This is a genomic window from Streptomyces sp. NPDC092045 (assembly GCF_044756005.1).
GTDB lineage: Bacteria > Actinomycetota > Actinomycetes > Streptomycetales > Streptomycetaceae > Streptomyces.
Genome location: NZ_JBIVSC010000002.1, coordinates 788709 through 802196 on the forward strand (window position 1 = coordinate 788709; position 13488 = coordinate 802196).

11 protein-coding genes and 1 pseudogene are annotated in these 13488 nt (G+C 72.8%); 2 read left to right on the forward strand and 10 right to left on the reverse strand.

The window, feature by feature from the left end:
* Nucleotides 1-40: 40 nt before the first annotated feature.
* From ACIQKA_RS10235 to ACIQKA_RS10280, 10 genes are all read right to left on the reverse strand, one after another.
* Nucleotides 41-1291 (reverse strand): acetyl-CoA carboxylase biotin carboxylase subunit family protein, encoded by a 1251-nt coding sequence (locus ACIQKA_RS10235; RefSeq protein ID WP_383149600.1) that lies wholly within the window; start codon nucleotides 1289-1291, stop codon nucleotides 41-43.
* Nucleotides 1288-2595: an amidohydrolase gene (locus ACIQKA_RS10240; protein WP_391092685.1), complete on the reverse strand. Its 1308-nt coding sequence runs from the start codon at nucleotides 2593-2595 to the stop codon at nucleotides 1288-1290. Before ACIQKA_RS10240 ends, ACIQKA_RS10235 begins: the two co-directional genes overlap by 4 nt.
* A 7-nt stretch (nucleotides 2596-2602) precedes the next feature.
* The gene (locus ACIQKA_RS10245) at nucleotides 2603-3967 is read right to left on the reverse strand and encodes an MFS transporter (protein ID WP_391092683.1); all 1365 of its coding nucleotides are present in this window, start codon (nucleotides 3965-3967) and stop codon (nucleotides 2603-2605) included.
* Nucleotides 3964-4674 carry a hypothetical protein gene (locus ACIQKA_RS10250; RefSeq protein ID WP_391092681.1) on the reverse strand — a complete coding sequence of 237 codons (711 nt, stop codon included), beginning with the start codon at nucleotides 4672-4674 and terminating at the stop codon, nucleotides 3964-3966. The genes ACIQKA_RS10245 and ACIQKA_RS10250 overlap by 4 nt, the downstream gene beginning before the upstream one ends.
* 61 nt (nucleotides 4675-4735) lie before the next feature.
* On the reverse strand, nucleotides 4736-6082 hold the full coding sequence (locus ACIQKA_RS10255; RefSeq protein WP_383149592.1) for a diaminobutyrate--2-oxoglutarate transaminase family protein: 1347 nt from the start codon (nucleotides 6080-6082) through the stop codon (nucleotides 4736-4738).
* 4 nt (nucleotides 6083-6086) lie between these two features.
* Entirely contained in the window at nucleotides 6087-8462 is a 2376-nt protein-coding gene (gene hypF, locus ACIQKA_RS10260) for a carbamoyltransferase HypF (RefSeq protein ID WP_383149590.1), read from the reverse strand.
* 29 nt (nucleotides 8463-8491) lie between these two features.
* On the reverse strand, nucleotides 8492-9520 hold the full coding sequence (gene hypE / locus ACIQKA_RS10265; protein WP_383149588.1) for a hydrogenase expression/formation protein HypE: 1029 nt from the start codon (nucleotides 9518-9520) through the stop codon (nucleotides 8492-8494).
* 29 nt (nucleotides 9521-9549) lie between these two features.
* Nucleotides 9550-10134 (reverse strand): isochorismatase family cysteine hydrolase, encoded by a 585-nt coding sequence (locus ACIQKA_RS10270; protein WP_365538520.1) that lies wholly within the window; start codon nucleotides 10132-10134, stop codon nucleotides 9550-9552.
* Nucleotides 10135-10405: 271 nt separating this feature from the next.
* Nucleotides 10406-10993: a GNAT family N-acetyltransferase gene (locus ACIQKA_RS10275; protein ID WP_383149586.1), complete on the reverse strand. Its 588-nt coding sequence runs from the start codon at nucleotides 10991-10993 to the stop codon at nucleotides 10406-10408.
* Nucleotides 10994-11197: 204 nt separating this feature from the next.
* A complete protein-coding gene (locus ACIQKA_RS10280) occupies nucleotides 11198-11998 on the reverse strand; it encodes a hypothetical protein (protein ID WP_366374858.1) in 801 nt (266 codons plus the stop codon).
* Between the two features lie 409 nt (nucleotides 11999-12407).
* On the opposite strand from ACIQKA_RS10280, the gene ACIQKA_RS10285 reads away from it, so the two are divergent.
* Both ACIQKA_RS10285 and ACIQKA_RS10290 read left to right on the forward strand, forming a co-directional pair.
* A complete protein-coding gene (locus ACIQKA_RS10285; RefSeq protein WP_383440451.1) occupies nucleotides 12408-13340 on the forward strand; it encodes a LuxR C-terminal-related transcriptional regulator in 933 nt (310 codons plus the stop codon).
* 40 nt (nucleotides 13341-13380) lie between these two features.
* Nucleotides 13381-13488 (forward strand): annotated as a pseudogene (locus ACIQKA_RS10290) (IS5/IS1182 family transposase); the annotation flags it as partial.

Here is a 13488-nt window from a genome sequence, read left to right on the forward strand (position 1 = left end):
GGCCCCGGGTGTGGCGGGGAGTGCGGGCGGGGCCGGCCGGTTACGCGTCCAGGGGGGTGCAGGTGAGCCGGAAGCCGTTCGCGGAGGCCCCGATGGCCTCCTCCACGGCCGCGGTGGACGGACCGCGGAAGCGGAAGCGGGTGCCGACGTGCTCGTATCCGCTGATCGGCGGGACCCGTTGGCCGACGGGTACGTGCAGCACCGCGTACGGCCTGCGCTCCTCGGGCGGCGGCGCGGTCCAGTCGGCGCGTTCGACCAGGCAGGGCGCCGGGACGGGCAGCGGGAGGAGCAGGTAGCCGCCGACCTCGCCGGTCTTCGGGGCGGGCAGGACGGGTGCCCGGCCGAGCTGGATGTCGGCCGCCGCGGCCATCAGGTCGGCGCCGTGGACGTCCCGCCAGGTGAAGGGGATCTCGCCGCCGCCGACCCGGGCCCCGCACTCCAGGAAGACCAGGGCGGGGCCGCCGTCCGCTCCCCGGGTGACGAACGCCTCCAGGTGGAAGACCCACGGCCGGCCCCCGCCGAGGGCGGCCCCGACGGCGGCGGCGAACGGCTCCACGGCGGCGAGCAGCGCCGGGTCGTCCTCCTCGACCGAGCCCAGCCAGTTGCCCTGGGTGAAGTCGGCGCAGGTGCCGCCCACGTAGCGGGAGGCGGTCCAGCCGCCGAGCCGGTCGCCCTCCCACAGGCCGTCGATGTGCAGGATCGGGGCGTCCACGTACGCCTGGGCGAGGAACGGCTCGGCCGCGAGGTCGGCGGCCAGCTCCGGGTGCGCGTCCAGGTCGGCCTCGGAGTCGAGCCGGACCACTCCCCTGCTGGCGGTGCCCCGGTGCGGCTTGCAGACCAGCGGCCAGCCGTGGGCGCGCCCGAACTCCCGTACGGCGCCGGGGTCGGGGACGTGGGCGAGCGTGGGCACCGGGAGGCCGGCGGCGGCCACCGTCGTGCACATCAGGAGCTTGTCGCGGAAGACGGCGAGCTCCTCCGGGGTCTGCCCGGCGATCCCGAACTCCTCGCGGACCAGGGCCGCCGTGTCGAGGTCGCCCTCGTTGAGGGCGATCAGCGCCTCCGGCGGGCCGTACCGCTCGACGAGCGCGGTGAGGGCCGCGCGGACGGCGGGCAGGTCGTCGGTGAGGCCGACGGTGACGACGGCCTCGGCCGTCCCGGGGACGGAGGAGCGGCCGAGTTCGGTGCTGATGTAGGTGACCCGGTGGGTGCCGTGGTCGACGTAGTCGGCGTAGAGCGCGTGGGTGTCCCGCCAGCGGTGCAGGACCGTCACGTGCGGGCGGGGCCTGGTCATGCCTCCGCCCCCGCCGCGCCCGTCTCCGCCGCCGTCTCCCCGGCCCCGTCCGCCAGCCAGGACAGGGCCGCCGCCACCATCGAGCGGACGCCGACGAGCAGGGCGGGCCCGGACTGCGGGGCGAAGGTGGGGGCGTGGTTCTGCGGGATGTCCTCGTCCAGGCGTCCGGCGGCGAACGCGGCCGTGAACACCTCCGGGTCGAGGCCGCCCCAGAACCAGTACACGGACGGCACCTGGGCGGCCGTCGCCAGGATGCCGAAGTCCTCGCTGGCCGTGGTCGGGCCCATCGTCATCACGGCGCCGTCGCCGAAGGCCTTCCGGTGCGCGTCGGCGACCCGCTCGGCGGCGGCGGTGTCGTTGACCGTCATCGGCAGGTGGTAGACGGAGGTGATCTCCGGCTCGGCGGTCGCGCCGGCCGCGTCCGACTCGGCCTTCGCCAGCCGCTCGATGGCGGCGAGGACCTTGTCGCGGACGGGCGCCGAGCTGGTGCGGACGTTGATGCCGAGCTCGGCCGTGTCCGGGATGACGGCGGCCGTGGTGCCCGCGTGCAGCTTGCCGACGGTGACCACCACCGGCTCCTGGGCGGGGGTCTCGCGGGAGACGATGGTCTGGAGCCGCAGGACGAGCGAGGCGGCCATGAGGACCGGGTCCACGGCCGACTCCGGCTTGGAGCCGTGGCCGCCGCGCCCGAAGAGCTTGACGGTGATGGAGTCCGTGGCGCCCATGACGGTGCCGGGGCAGGTGGCGATGAGGCCGACGGGGCCGGGGCCCACGTGCTGGCCGAGGATGACGTCCGGCTTCGGGAAGCGCTCGAACAGGCCGTCGTCGACCATCGAGCGGGCGCCGTAGCCGCTCTCCTCGCCGGGCTGGAAGACGGCCACGACCGTGCCCTTCCAGTGCTCCGTGCGGGAGGAGAGCAGCGCGCACGCCCCGATCAGGGCCGCCACGTGCAGGTCGTGGCCGCAGGCGTGCATCACCGGGACCTCGGCGCCGGAGTCGTCGGTGGCGGTCGCGGTGCTCGCGTACGGCAGGCCGGTGGCCTCCTTGACCGGCAGGGCGTCCATGTCGGCGCGCAGCATGACCACGGGGCCCTCGCCGTTGCGCAGGACGGCGACCACGCCGGTGCGGCCCACGCCGGTGGTGATCTCCCAGCCGCCCTGTGCCGCGAGCCGCTCGGCGACGAGGGCCGCCGTGCGCTTCTCCTGGAAGGCGAGCTCGGGGTGGGCGTGCAGGTCCTGGTAGTCGGCCTCCAGGGCGGGGAACAGCGGTTCCAGCGCGTCGAGCACTGCGGTCAGGGAGTCCATGGCGTCCTCACTCGGAGACGGGGGTGTCGGGAAGGGGGTGCTCGCGCACGCCCCAGGAGGCGAGCAGCGCCGCCGCGCAGGTGATCGCCGGCCACCACGGCACCCAGCCGCCGTGGCCGGCGGAGCGCAGCCACTCGGCGAGGGCCGGGAAGGTGCCGCCGAAGAGGCTGATCGCGAGGGCGGCGGGCAGGCCGACGGCGACCGCCCGGACGGCGGGCGGGAAGAGCTGTCCCGCGAAGACGTTGCTGACGGCGAGGGGCAGGGCGAGCAGGAACAGCAGCACCACCGTGACGACCGGGACGGGCACCCGGCCCGCCACCATGCCGGCGAGCAGCGGTACGGAGCCGAGCGCGAGCCCGGCGAAGCCGGTCCGCAGCACGGGCAGGGCCCCGAACCGGTCGGCCGCCTTCCCGGCCGCGAGCATGCCGCCGAGGAGCGCCACCATGCCGAGGAGCAGGGCCCCGGAGGCCTCCTCCTTGGTGGCGGCGCCCGCGGCGGCGGCGTACGCCGGGAAGTCGACCGTGAGGAAGTAGAAGACGGTGGTGGCGCCGGAGGTGATGGCGAACACCACGGAGAGCGGCCCGAGGTGGGCCCGCAGGACGGGCCAGGGGCTCGCGCCGCGCCCGCGCTTCCGTTCGCGCGCGTCCTCGGCGAAGACCTCGCTCTCGGCCGCGCCGCGCCGGATCCACAGGGCCGTCAGGCCGAGGAGCGCGCCGAAGACGAAGGCGAGGCGCCAGGCGCCGTCCTCGACGCCCGCCTCCCCGAACACCCCGAGCAGGACGCTGAGCACGACGAACGACAGGGCGCTGCCGAGGACCACGCCGCCGTAGGAGACGGCGCTGTAGAAGTACCGGCTGCGGCCGGGTGCCGTCTCGGTGACGTAGGCGGCGGCGCTCGGGTTCTCGGCCCCGACGGACAGGCCCTGCACGAGCCGGGCGGCGACCACGAGGAGCGGGGCCGCGACGCCGATCGAGGCGTGGCCGGGAATCACCGCCAGGAGCAGCGAACCGGCCGCGATCAGGCCGACGGTGAGGGTGAGTCCGAAGCGGCGCCCCCGGGTGTCGGTGAGCCGCCCGATGACGACGCTGCCGAGCGGCCGCACCAGGAAGCCGAGCGCGAAGCCGAGGTAGGCGGCGATCAGCCGGGCGGTGGGCGAGGACCCGGGGAACAGCTGCTCGGCGAAGTACGGCGCGAGCACGCCGTAGATCGTCCAGTCGTACGCCTCCACGACGGACCCGACGCTGGCGGCGAGGAGTTCGCGGCGGGGCTTGCGGGCGGGGGGCTCACCGGCGGGGGCGGCCGGGGACGGTGCCTCCGGAACCTTCGTTCCGGCCGGAGGCACCGCCCCCGTGCCTATCTCCGAGGTGCTCATTCGGCCACCCCGTACACCCGTGCGCCGTCCCCGTGTCCGGCCGGGTGCGGGACCGCGTGCAGGCGGGCGCCGACGGCCGGGAGGTCCGCCAGGCCGGTCAGGCCGGTGAGGACGGGCAGGCCGGCCTTGGCGAGGGCCTCGGCCGCGGGGCCGTCCCGCTCGACGCCGTCGGTGGCGACCAGGGCGGCGCCGCGCTCGGCGAGGAGCGCGACGGCGTCCGGGGTGAGCCAGGGGCCGTCCGGGCGGCCGGTGTGGACGACGACGGCGTGCCCGGCCGGTTCGAAGGGCGCGAGCGCGAGCCGGTCCGCGACCGGCTCGTCCGTGCCCACGAGCCGGACCAGGGCGACGGGCAGGTCGACCAGGCCCTCGATGCCCTCCGGCGCCCCGGCGGGCCGGTCGAGGCGGGTGCCGGGGCCGGTCAGGTCGACCGTGCGGCGGGCGGGGGCGCCGTCCTCCGCCCCGGCCGCCCCCGTGTTCCGCGAGCCCTTGTGCGGCTCCCGGATCAGCTCCTTGCGGCTGATCGTCGTGCCGCCGACCATCAGCAGCCCCAGGTGGCGCACGAGGAGTTCGCCGAGTGCGGCGTCGTCGATGTCGTCACCGGGGATGTCGAGGCGGAAGCCCTCGGTCCGCAGGGATCCGCCGTTGCTGAAGACCACCTCGGCGTCGAAGTCGACCCGCCACTGCCCGGCACCGGTTGCCGTCGTCATGTGCTTCGTTCCTTCACTCGGTCACGTGGTTCGCGTGGTGCGCCGCTCCGGGAGCGGTCCCTCAGGCGCAGTCGATGAGGGCCTTCTCCAGGGCGCCGACCACTTCGTGGAGCTCTTCCTCCGTGATGGTGAGGGGCGGAAGGAGCCGGAGCACGGCGCCGTGCCGACCGCCGCTCTCCAGAAGGAGTCCGTGTTCCAGGCAGGCCTTCTTGACGCGGCGGGCGCGGTCGCCGTCGGCGGGCCGGGCGCCCAGGGCGTCGGCCTCGCCGTCCGGGTCGACGAGCTCGATGCCCCACATCAGGCCCTTGCCGCGGACGTCGCCGATCTCCGGACGGGTCAGGGCGAGGCGCCGCAGCAGGCCGCCGAGCAACTCTCCCTTGACGGCGGCCTGCTCCACGAGTCCTTCTTCGGCCAAGACGTCCAGGGCCGCGGCGCCCGCCACCAGGGCGATCTGGTTGCCGCGGAAGGTGCCCGCGTGGGCGCCGGGACGCCAGGCGTCGTACCTGCCGTGGTAGAGCATCAGGGCGAGCGGGAAGCCGCCGCCGACCGCCTTGGAGACGAGGACGGCGTCGGGTTCGATGCCGGACTCCTCGAAGGCCCACATGGTGCCGGTGCGGCCCCAGCCGGCCTGGATCTCGTCCAGGACGAGCGGGATGTCGAGGCGGGCGGTGATCTCGCGCAGTCCGCGCAGCCACTCGGGGGGCGCGGGGATCACGCCGCCCTCGCCCTGCACGGCCTCCACGAAGACGGCGGCGGGCTTGGTGATGCCGCTCTCGGGGTCGGTGAGCAGCCGCTCGATGTAGGTGAGGCCGACCCGGACGCCCTGGTCGCCGCCGAGGCCGAAGGGGCAGCGGTAGTCGTAGGGGTACGGCAGGTGGTGCACGTCGGGCATGAGCGAGGCCACCGGCTCCTTGGCGCCCAGGTTGCCGGTGAGGGCCAGCGAGCCGGCCGTCATGCCGTGGTAGGCGCCGTGGAAGGCGAGGACGGTGCGGCGGCCGGTGGCGGTCTTGAAGAGCTTGATCGCGGCCTCGGTGGCGTCCGCCCCGGCGGGCCCGCAGAACTGGGTGCGGAAGGTGTCGGCCATCGTGCCGGGCAGCTTCTCGTAGAGCGCCGACAGGAAGGCGTACTTGGCGGGGGTGGTCAGGTCGAGGGCCTGCTGCACCTGGCCGGATTCCAGGTACGCGCGGACCCGGCGCAGCACCTCGGGGTGGTTGTGGCCGAGGGCGAGGGTGCCGGCGGCGGCCAGGCAGTCGATGTACTCGGTGCCGTGGCCGTCGCGGACGCGGGCGCCGTGCCCGTCCTGGAGGACCTGGCCGAAAGCGGTGGCGTAGGTGCGGGCGCCGGATTCTCGGGCCTGGACGTACGCGTAGATCTCGTCCGGCGTGGGGGCGGTCGTGCGGGTGGTCACGTCATCACTTCCCAGGGGATGTACGGGCGTCCGCGACCATGACCTGGCCGAGGGCGATGCCCCCGTCGTTGGTCGGGACCTGTCGGTGGACGTAGGTGTCGAAACCGTCGGCGGTCAGCCCGGTCAGACAGTTGAGCAGCAGGAACTCGTTGAGGAACACGCCGCCGGAGAGGACGACCTGCCGCACGCCGGTCTCCTCGCGGAAGGCCCGGCAGCGGTCGCGGACCATCTCCACGACGGCGGTGTGGAAGCGGCGGCTGACGCGGTCGGCGGGCAGGCCGGCCGCGAGGTCGTCGGCCATGGCCCGGATCACGGGCCGGGGGTCGACCTCGACGGGGCCGTCCTCCTCGGGCGCGTGTGCGCCGAAGCGGTACGCGGACTCCGGGGCGGAGTCGCGGGCGAGCAGGCCCTCCAGTTCGATGGGGCCCTGGGCCTCGTACTCGGCCAGGGAGCAGACCCCGGCGAGCGCGGCGGCGCCGTCGAAGAGGCGGCCCATGCTGGAGGTGGCCGGGGAGTTGATGCCCCGGGCGGCCATGGTGGCGTACACGTGCCGCTGCTGCTCGTCGAGCGCGGCGAGGGCGGGGAAGGCGGCGACGGCCTTCTCCCGGTCGCCGCCGAAGGCGTCGAGGGCGAGGGCGTAGCCGGTGCGGACGGGTTCGCGGACGGCCTGGTCGCCGCCGATGAGGGGCAGCCGGCGCAGGCGTCCGACGCGCCGGTAGGCGGCGTAGTCGCCGAGGAGGAACTCGCCGCCCCAGACGGTGCCGTCCTCGCCGTAGCCGAAGCCGTCGAAGATCACGCCGAGGGTGGTGCCGGTGACGTGGTTCTCGGCCATGCAGGAGGCCATGTGGGCGTGGTGGTGCTGCACCTCGACGACGGTCCGGCCGGCGCCGTCCTCGTCGAGCGCCGCCCGGGTGGAGCGGAACTGCGGGTGCAGGTCGTGCGCGGTCAGGCGCGGCTCCAGGGCGTAGAGCCGGGCGAGGTGGCGGGCGGTGCGCCGGTGGGAGGCGAAGGTCTCGTCGTTCTTGAGGTCGCCGATGTGCTGGCTGAGGAAGACCTTGCTGCCGTGCGACAGGGCGACCGTGGTCTTCAGCTCGGCGCCGAGCGCGACGGCGGGCGCCACCTCGCGGCCGACGTCCACGGGGTACGGGGCGTAGCCGCGGGCCCTGCGGACGAACTGGAGCAGGGGTGCGTCGAGCGCGTCGTGGACGGAGAGCCGGACGACGGAGTCGTCGACGCGGATCTCGATGTCGCGGTCGTGGTAGAGGATGACGTCAGCGATCCCGAAGAGCTGTTCCAGGGCCTCCTCGTTGCGGTACGCGATGGGGTAGCCGGAGATGTTGCCGCTGGTCATCACCAGTGCTTCCAGGCCGGGTTCGTCCAGGAGCAGGTGGTGGTGGGGCGCCGAGGGAAGCATGATCCCGAGGTTGGGGTTGCGGGGCGCGACCGACTCGGGCAGGGCGTCGGGCTGTTTGCGGGCGAGCAGGATGGGGCGGGCCGGGGAGCGCAGGACGTCGATCTCGTCCTCGGAGAGGACGGCGAGGCGCTGGGCGGTGGCCAGGTCGCGGACCATCACCGCGAAGGGCTTGGAGTCGCGGCGCTTGCGGCGGCGCAGCAGGGCCACGGCCTCGGGCCGCGTGGCGTCCACGGCGAGGTGGAAGCCGCCGACGCTCTTGACGGCGACGATCCCGCCGTCGGCGAGGACCCGGGCGGCGCCGCGCAGGGCGGTGTCGCCCTCGGTGGTGCGGCCCTCCCGGTCGGTGAGCAGAAGCCGGGGCCCGCAGTCGGGGCAGGCGTTGGGCTGGGCGTGGTAGCGCCGGTCGAGCGGGTCCTCGTACTCGGCCTTGCAGGCGGCGCACATGGTGAAGGACGCCATGGTGGTGGCCGGCCGGTCGTAGGGCAGGTCCTGGATGATGGAGTAGCGCGGGCCGCAGTTGGTGCAGTTGATGAACGGGTAGCGGTGGCGCCGGTCGCGGGGGTCCCGCAGTTCGCCCTGGCAGTCGCCGCAGACGTGGGTGTCGGCGGGGAGCAGGGCGGTGCGGACGCCGGTGTGTTCGCTGTGGACGATGGTGAAGGGGCCCGCGGGCACGCTGCCCGCGGGGAGCCCCCGGGTCACCACGACACCGTCGACGCGGGCGAGTTCGGGCGCGCGGTCCTTCAGACCGGCGGCGAACTCGGCCAGGGCGGCGTCCGGTCCGGACGCCTCCACGAGGACACCCTCGGGGTCGTTGCGGACCCAGCCGGAGAGGCGCAGTTCACGGGCCAGCTTGTAGACGAACGGCCGGTAGCCGACGCCCTGCACCACCCCGGTGACCCGCAGCCGCCACTCCTCGGCGGCCGGCGGGGAGGTCGCGGTGTCCGGCGGAGACGTCACGGTGCTCATGGTGATCCCCTCGTTTCCTGGTCGGGTCCTCAGCAGAGCCGGGGCAGTTCGGCCCCGAGGAGTTCTTCGAGCTGCGTCTCCCGGCCGTCGGCGTCCCGCAGCAGCACCAGGGCCCCGGTGTCCTCGGAGATCTCGCCGATGGTCACGGCGTGCTCGCCGTACCGGAGCGAGCGCAGCGCCGCCAGGACGTCCGCCTCGGCGGCGGGGTCGACGAAGACGGCGAGGCAGCCCTCGTTGGCGCAGTGCAGCGGGTTGATGCCGAGCATGTCGGCCGCCATGGCGGTCTCGTGCTGGATCGGCAGGCTGGGGGTGTCGACCCGGATCGTGCGGCCGAGCTTCCCGGCGTACTCGTGGAGGACGGCGGTCAGTCCGCCGCGGGTGACGTCGCGCATCGAGCGGACGGCGCCGGCCGGCACCCTGCCGAGGACCCCGTCGATGAGGTTGTTCAGCGGGGCGCAGTCGCTGTCGACGCGCTGCTCGAAGCCGAGGCCCTCGCGGATGGAGAGCAGGTGGACGGTGTGGTTGCCGATGGGGCCGCTCAGGATCACCTTGTCGCCGGGGCGCACGTCGGTCATGGAGAGCGGCTCGCGCTCGAAGACGCCGACGCCCGCGGTGTTGAGGTAGAGCTGGTCGGCCTCGCCCTTGCGGACCACCTTGGTGTCGCCGCCGACGATCTGCACGCCGGCCTCGCGGGCCGTCTCGCGGATCGACACGAGGACCTGCGTGAGGCGCTCGATCGGCAGGCCGGTCTCCAGGATCAGGCCCAGGGTGAGGTACTTGGGGCGGGAGCCGGCCACGGCGAGGTCGTTGACCGTGCCGCAGACGGCGATCTTGCCGATGTCGCCGTTGCCGAAGAACGGCGGGTCGACGACGAAGGAGTCCGTCGTCATGGCGATGCGCCCGGTCTCGACCGGGAGGATCGCGCTGTCCTCCATGATGCCGACGTAGACGTCGCCGAGGGTCTCGGCGATGAGCTGGACCAGTTCCTGGCTCAGCTTCGCCCCGGTGCCGTGGTCGAGGAGGATCTCGTCACTGCTGCCGGCCGTGCTCGCGGTCATGGCTGCTCCTGGGTCGGGGAGGGTCGCGGTCACGGGGTCTTGATGTTCTTGCGGGGCAGGGTGCCCTCGGCGTCGAGGACGCTGATGACCTCGGCGGAGTCGGAGACGGTGGCGCAGTAGCCGTCCAGCCACTCCAGGGCGCGGTCCTTGTCCTCCTGGCGGGCGGAGACGACGCAGTCGGAGGGGACCCAGATGTTGTAGCCGCGGAAGAAGGCGTCGGCGGCGGTGGTCTGGACGCAGATCTGCGTCTGCATGCCGGTGATGAGGACGGTGTCGACGCCGAGGGCCTGGAGGCGCTCGTGCAGGTCCGTCTCGTAGAAGCCGGAGTCCTTGCTCTTCTCCATGACGACGTCCTCGGGGGCGAGGAACTCCTCCAGGACCTCGGCGCCGCGGGTGCCGCGCTGGACCGGGAGGTGGCCGTCGTAGCGCTCGGCGTTCGGGTCGTCGGGGTCGTTGACGAGCTGGAGGTGGAAGACGTGGTGGCCGCGGCGGCGGATCTCGTCGAGGAAGCCGGTGAAGTGCGGGGTGGCGGCGGCGACGGCCGCGACGCGCTCGGGGTTCTTCTCCACGAGCTCGTACTGGAGGTCGTTGGTGAGGACGGCGATCTTGGACATGGGTGTGCCCTTCGGTGAGGCCGTGCGGGTGTGTGGACGCCGGGCGCGCGGAAGGACGCGGCGGCGGAAGGGCTCCTCCGGGACGGGCGGCGGCGCGCCGGGGCCGGTCCGGGACGGCGCGACGGGCCGCCCCGCGAGGCGCGCGCGGGTCCGGGAGGAGGGTGGGGACGTACGCGCCCGGGAGGACCGGGGGCGGTACGGAGAAGGGTGGTGCGGAGAAGGGTGGTGCGGAGAAGGGTGGTGCGGAGAGGGGTGGTGCGGAGGGGAGGGGTCAGCCCGCGAGGGCGGCGCTCTCCCGCTGCGGCTCGTGCAGCCAGGTGCCGGTGGCCTCGAAGTGGGCCAGGACGTCGGCGATCCGCGCGTACAGGTAGTGGCCGGTGACGGCCTCGCGCCCGTCGAGGCGGGCGTAGTCGGGCAGTCGCCCGTACTCGCGGAAGCCGAGCCGCTCCCAGAGGCCCACGGGGCCGTCGCTGCGGACTTCGAGGGTGATGACCTCGCAGCCCATGTCGCGCGCCTTGTGCAGGGCCACGGACCAGCCCTCCAGGAGGAACTCGCCCCGGCGGTCGGGGGCGATGACACACCGGCGCATGTCGACGATGTGGCGGCGGGCCGGCAGCGGGGCCCGGGCGAGGGTCACCATGCCGACGATCCGGTCGTCCGCCTCGTCGCGGACCGCGAGGACGTCGATCGCGCCCTTGCGCAGGTCGGCGTCGAAGGCCCGCATCAGCGGCAGGCCCTTGTCGAGCCCGACGGGCTCGTAGAAGCCGAGGGTCTGCTCCTTGACCGCGACGGCGTCCATCAGCTCGATCATTTCGCGCATGTCCTTCTCGGACAGTTCGCGCGGCCATTCGTATCGCATCGGTCTTCCCGTGGTTTGCCGGACGGTGGGCAGCCCGCGGGGACACCGGACACCGCCGCCCGCGCCGCCCGGCGCCGCGGCGGGCGGCGTGGGGCGGGGGTATGGGTACGCGGTGTCCGGTGTCGCCAGGGGGGTGTTCGGGTGCCGGGCGGGTCCGCGGCGCGCTCCGGGGCGGCGACGCCCCGGAGCCCCGGACCCGGAACGTCAGACCGCGGCGACCCGAGCCTGCAGGTTGGTCTGCACCGCGGCGCCGGGCGAGACCTGCGTCAGCTGCGACGGGTCGGACCCGAGGCCCAGGACCGTGGCGGCGTAGACCTCGACGAAGTACGAGACGAAGAGGGAGTTGATCTTCGTGAGGTGCTCGACGAAGCGCTCCTCGTCCTCCTCGTCCTTGATCACGCGCATGATCATGTTCCAGACCATGTCGACGTGGTCGTCGTCCTCGTCGAGCGCGAGGTGGGCACGGGCGCCCTTGGTGTTGTTGGCGCCGACGTGCTGCTCCATGATGTCGAGCCAGTCGGGCTGGGTCTTGCCCGCGATGTACTCGAGGTAGAAGCCGCTGATCATCGAGGCGAGCGGGCCCTCGGTGGCGAGCGTGTAGTAGAAGTAGCCGTTGAGCAGCTCGGTGGCGAAGGTCGGACGGATCGCGTAGATCTCCTCGTCCGTCATCCCGACCTTGTGCAGGTCGCCGGCGAACATGCGGTCGTGGCGGCCCTCCTCGGCGCCGTACAGGCCCCACTCCTTGGAGAGCTGCGGGTCGCGGGTGGCCCAGTAGTTGGCGACCAGCGGGTCCACGGCGCGCTTGAGACCGATCCGGATCATGGTCTCCACGTTGTGGCGCTTGTAGAGGTCCATGTCGAACTTGTTCGCGTCGAGCATGCCCTCCGCGCCCTTGCTCTTCTCGTAGAAGTCACGCTCGAACTTCAGGAGGAGCTCGTCCACGCGCTTGCGGAACTCGGGGCGCTGGAGGCTGGAGTACGTGTTGTACGACTTGCTACGAGGCATGGTCATCCCCACCCGAGGTCGTTGATCACTTTGCCCTGGCCGGATCCGGCGAGGAATGCGCGCTCTTCCTGGGTACCGGTCCCCTGGACGAGAAGGAAGGACAGAGCCGCGGAAGCCGTGATCGCGAGAATGTTTCTCGCTGCACGTGCCATGGAAAACCCCTACCTTTCGGATGAGCGTTGAGGTCGTCAGCGCTTCGCCCATCCTCCGGCGGAAAGCCGTTTCTAGGCCAGTCCCCTCTGGGATCATGTTGCTCCTGGCGGAAACATGACAGGGGGATACAGTGAATGAAACCGACAGAACCGGTGCGATTACCCCGCCGCTGCTCCACGAATCGGCCGACCGTTTGTACCGCTTCGTATCGGAATCGCCCAGGTGCACCGTCGAAGCGGCGGCGAAGGCCCTCGGCATGGACCGGCACGAGACCGCCGAGGCGGTCCGCGACCTGCGGGAGCTGGGGCTGCTGAGCACCGACACCAGCGGCACCACCGGCAACGGCAGCACCACCGGTACCGGCGGCACCACCGGCAACGGTGCGGAACCCCTGGTCCCGCATCCGGTGGACTTCGCCCGCGTGAAGGTCCTCAACCCGCTCCAGCGGGAGCTGAACCGCGCCCAGGCGCTCGTCGACGAGCTCCGGAGCGGCCTGGACCGGCTGGAACTGTGCGCTCCGCACTCCCGGCACTCCCACTGCTCGCTGGAGGTCGTCCACGAGCTGTCCGACGTGCGCCGGCTGATCACCGGCTTCGCCGACGAGTGCTGCGAAGAGGCGCTCACCTCGCAACCGGGCGGCGCCCGCGTCGAGGAGGTGCTCATCGACAGTATGGACCGCACGACCAGACTGCTCGGCCGCGGGGTCAGGATGCGGACGCTCTACCAGCACACCGCCCGCTTCAGCCCCGCGACCCTCTCGTACGTCGACCTGGTGACCCCCCTCGGCGCCCAGGTCCGCACCCTCGCGGGCGGTTTTCCGCGCTGCATCATCTTCGACCGGAAGATCGGCATCCTGCCGCTCGTCAACGATTCGAAAGGCGCCGTGATCGTACGGGACCCGCAGGTCGTCGCTTTCGTGGCGGAAGCCTTCGACCGGGTCTGGACGACCGCTTCCGACCTCTCCCCGGAGGAGCGCCGTTCCGACCGGGTCGCGGCCACGTCCGAGATTCAGCACGCCATTATCTCGCTTCTCACCCAGGGGGAATCGGACAAGCGAATAGCCCAGGTCGTCGGAATTTCCCTGCGGAATTGCCAGCGACACATCTCCCACATCATGAAAAGCATCGGCGCCCGCAACCGGCTGCACGCCGGCTACCTGCTGAGCAAGGAGCCGTTCGGCGGCCACTAAAGGGTGTTGCAGAAGGCTCAGTTCTGGGCATTTTGCCTGTATGGGCGGGGTGCTGCGGGCTGAGCCGTTGTGGGTGGAGACGTTCACGGGCTTGCGGATGGACCGGTTCGCGAAGCTGGTGAAGGCGGTGCGTGAACGGGGCGGGAAC

Coding starts and splice junctions, on each gene's coding strand:
- ACIQKA_RS10235 (WP_383149600.1), bottom strand. CDS start 1,291: ATGACCAGGCCCCGCCCGCACGTGACGGTCCTGCACCGCTGGCGGGAC.
- ACIQKA_RS10240 (WP_391092685.1), bottom strand. CDS start 2,595: ATGGACTCCCTGACCGCAGTGCTCGACGCGCTGGAACCGCTGTTCCCC.
- ACIQKA_RS10245 (WP_391092683.1), bottom strand. CDS start 3,967: ATGAGCACCTCGGAGATAGGCACGGGGGCGGTGCCTCCGGCCGGAACG.
- ACIQKA_RS10250 (WP_391092681.1), bottom strand. CDS start 4,674: ATGACGACGGCAACCGGTGCCGGGCAGTGGCGGGTCGACTTCGACGCC.
- hypF (WP_383149590.1), bottom strand. CDS start 8,462: ATGAGCACCGTGACGTCTCCGCCGGACACCGCGACCTCCCCGCCGGCC.
- hypE (WP_383149588.1), bottom strand. CDS start 9,520: ATGACCGCGAGCACGGCCGGCAGCAGTGACGAGATCCTCCTCGACCAC.
- ACIQKA_RS10270 (WP_365538520.1), bottom strand. CDS start 10,134: ATGTCCAAGATCGCCGTCCTCACCAACGACCTCCAGTACGAGCTCGTG.
- ACIQKA_RS10275 (WP_383149586.1), bottom strand. CDS start 10,993: ATGCGATACGAATGGCCGCGCGAACTGTCCGAGAAGGACATGCGCGAA.
- ACIQKA_RS10280 (WP_366374858.1), bottom strand. CDS start 11,998: ATGCCTCGTAGCAAGTCGTACAACACGTACTCCAGCCTCCAGCGCCCC.
- ACIQKA_RS10285 (WP_383440451.1), top strand. CDS start 12,408: ATGGACCGGCACGAGACCGCCGAGGCGGTCCGCGACCTGCGGGAGCTG.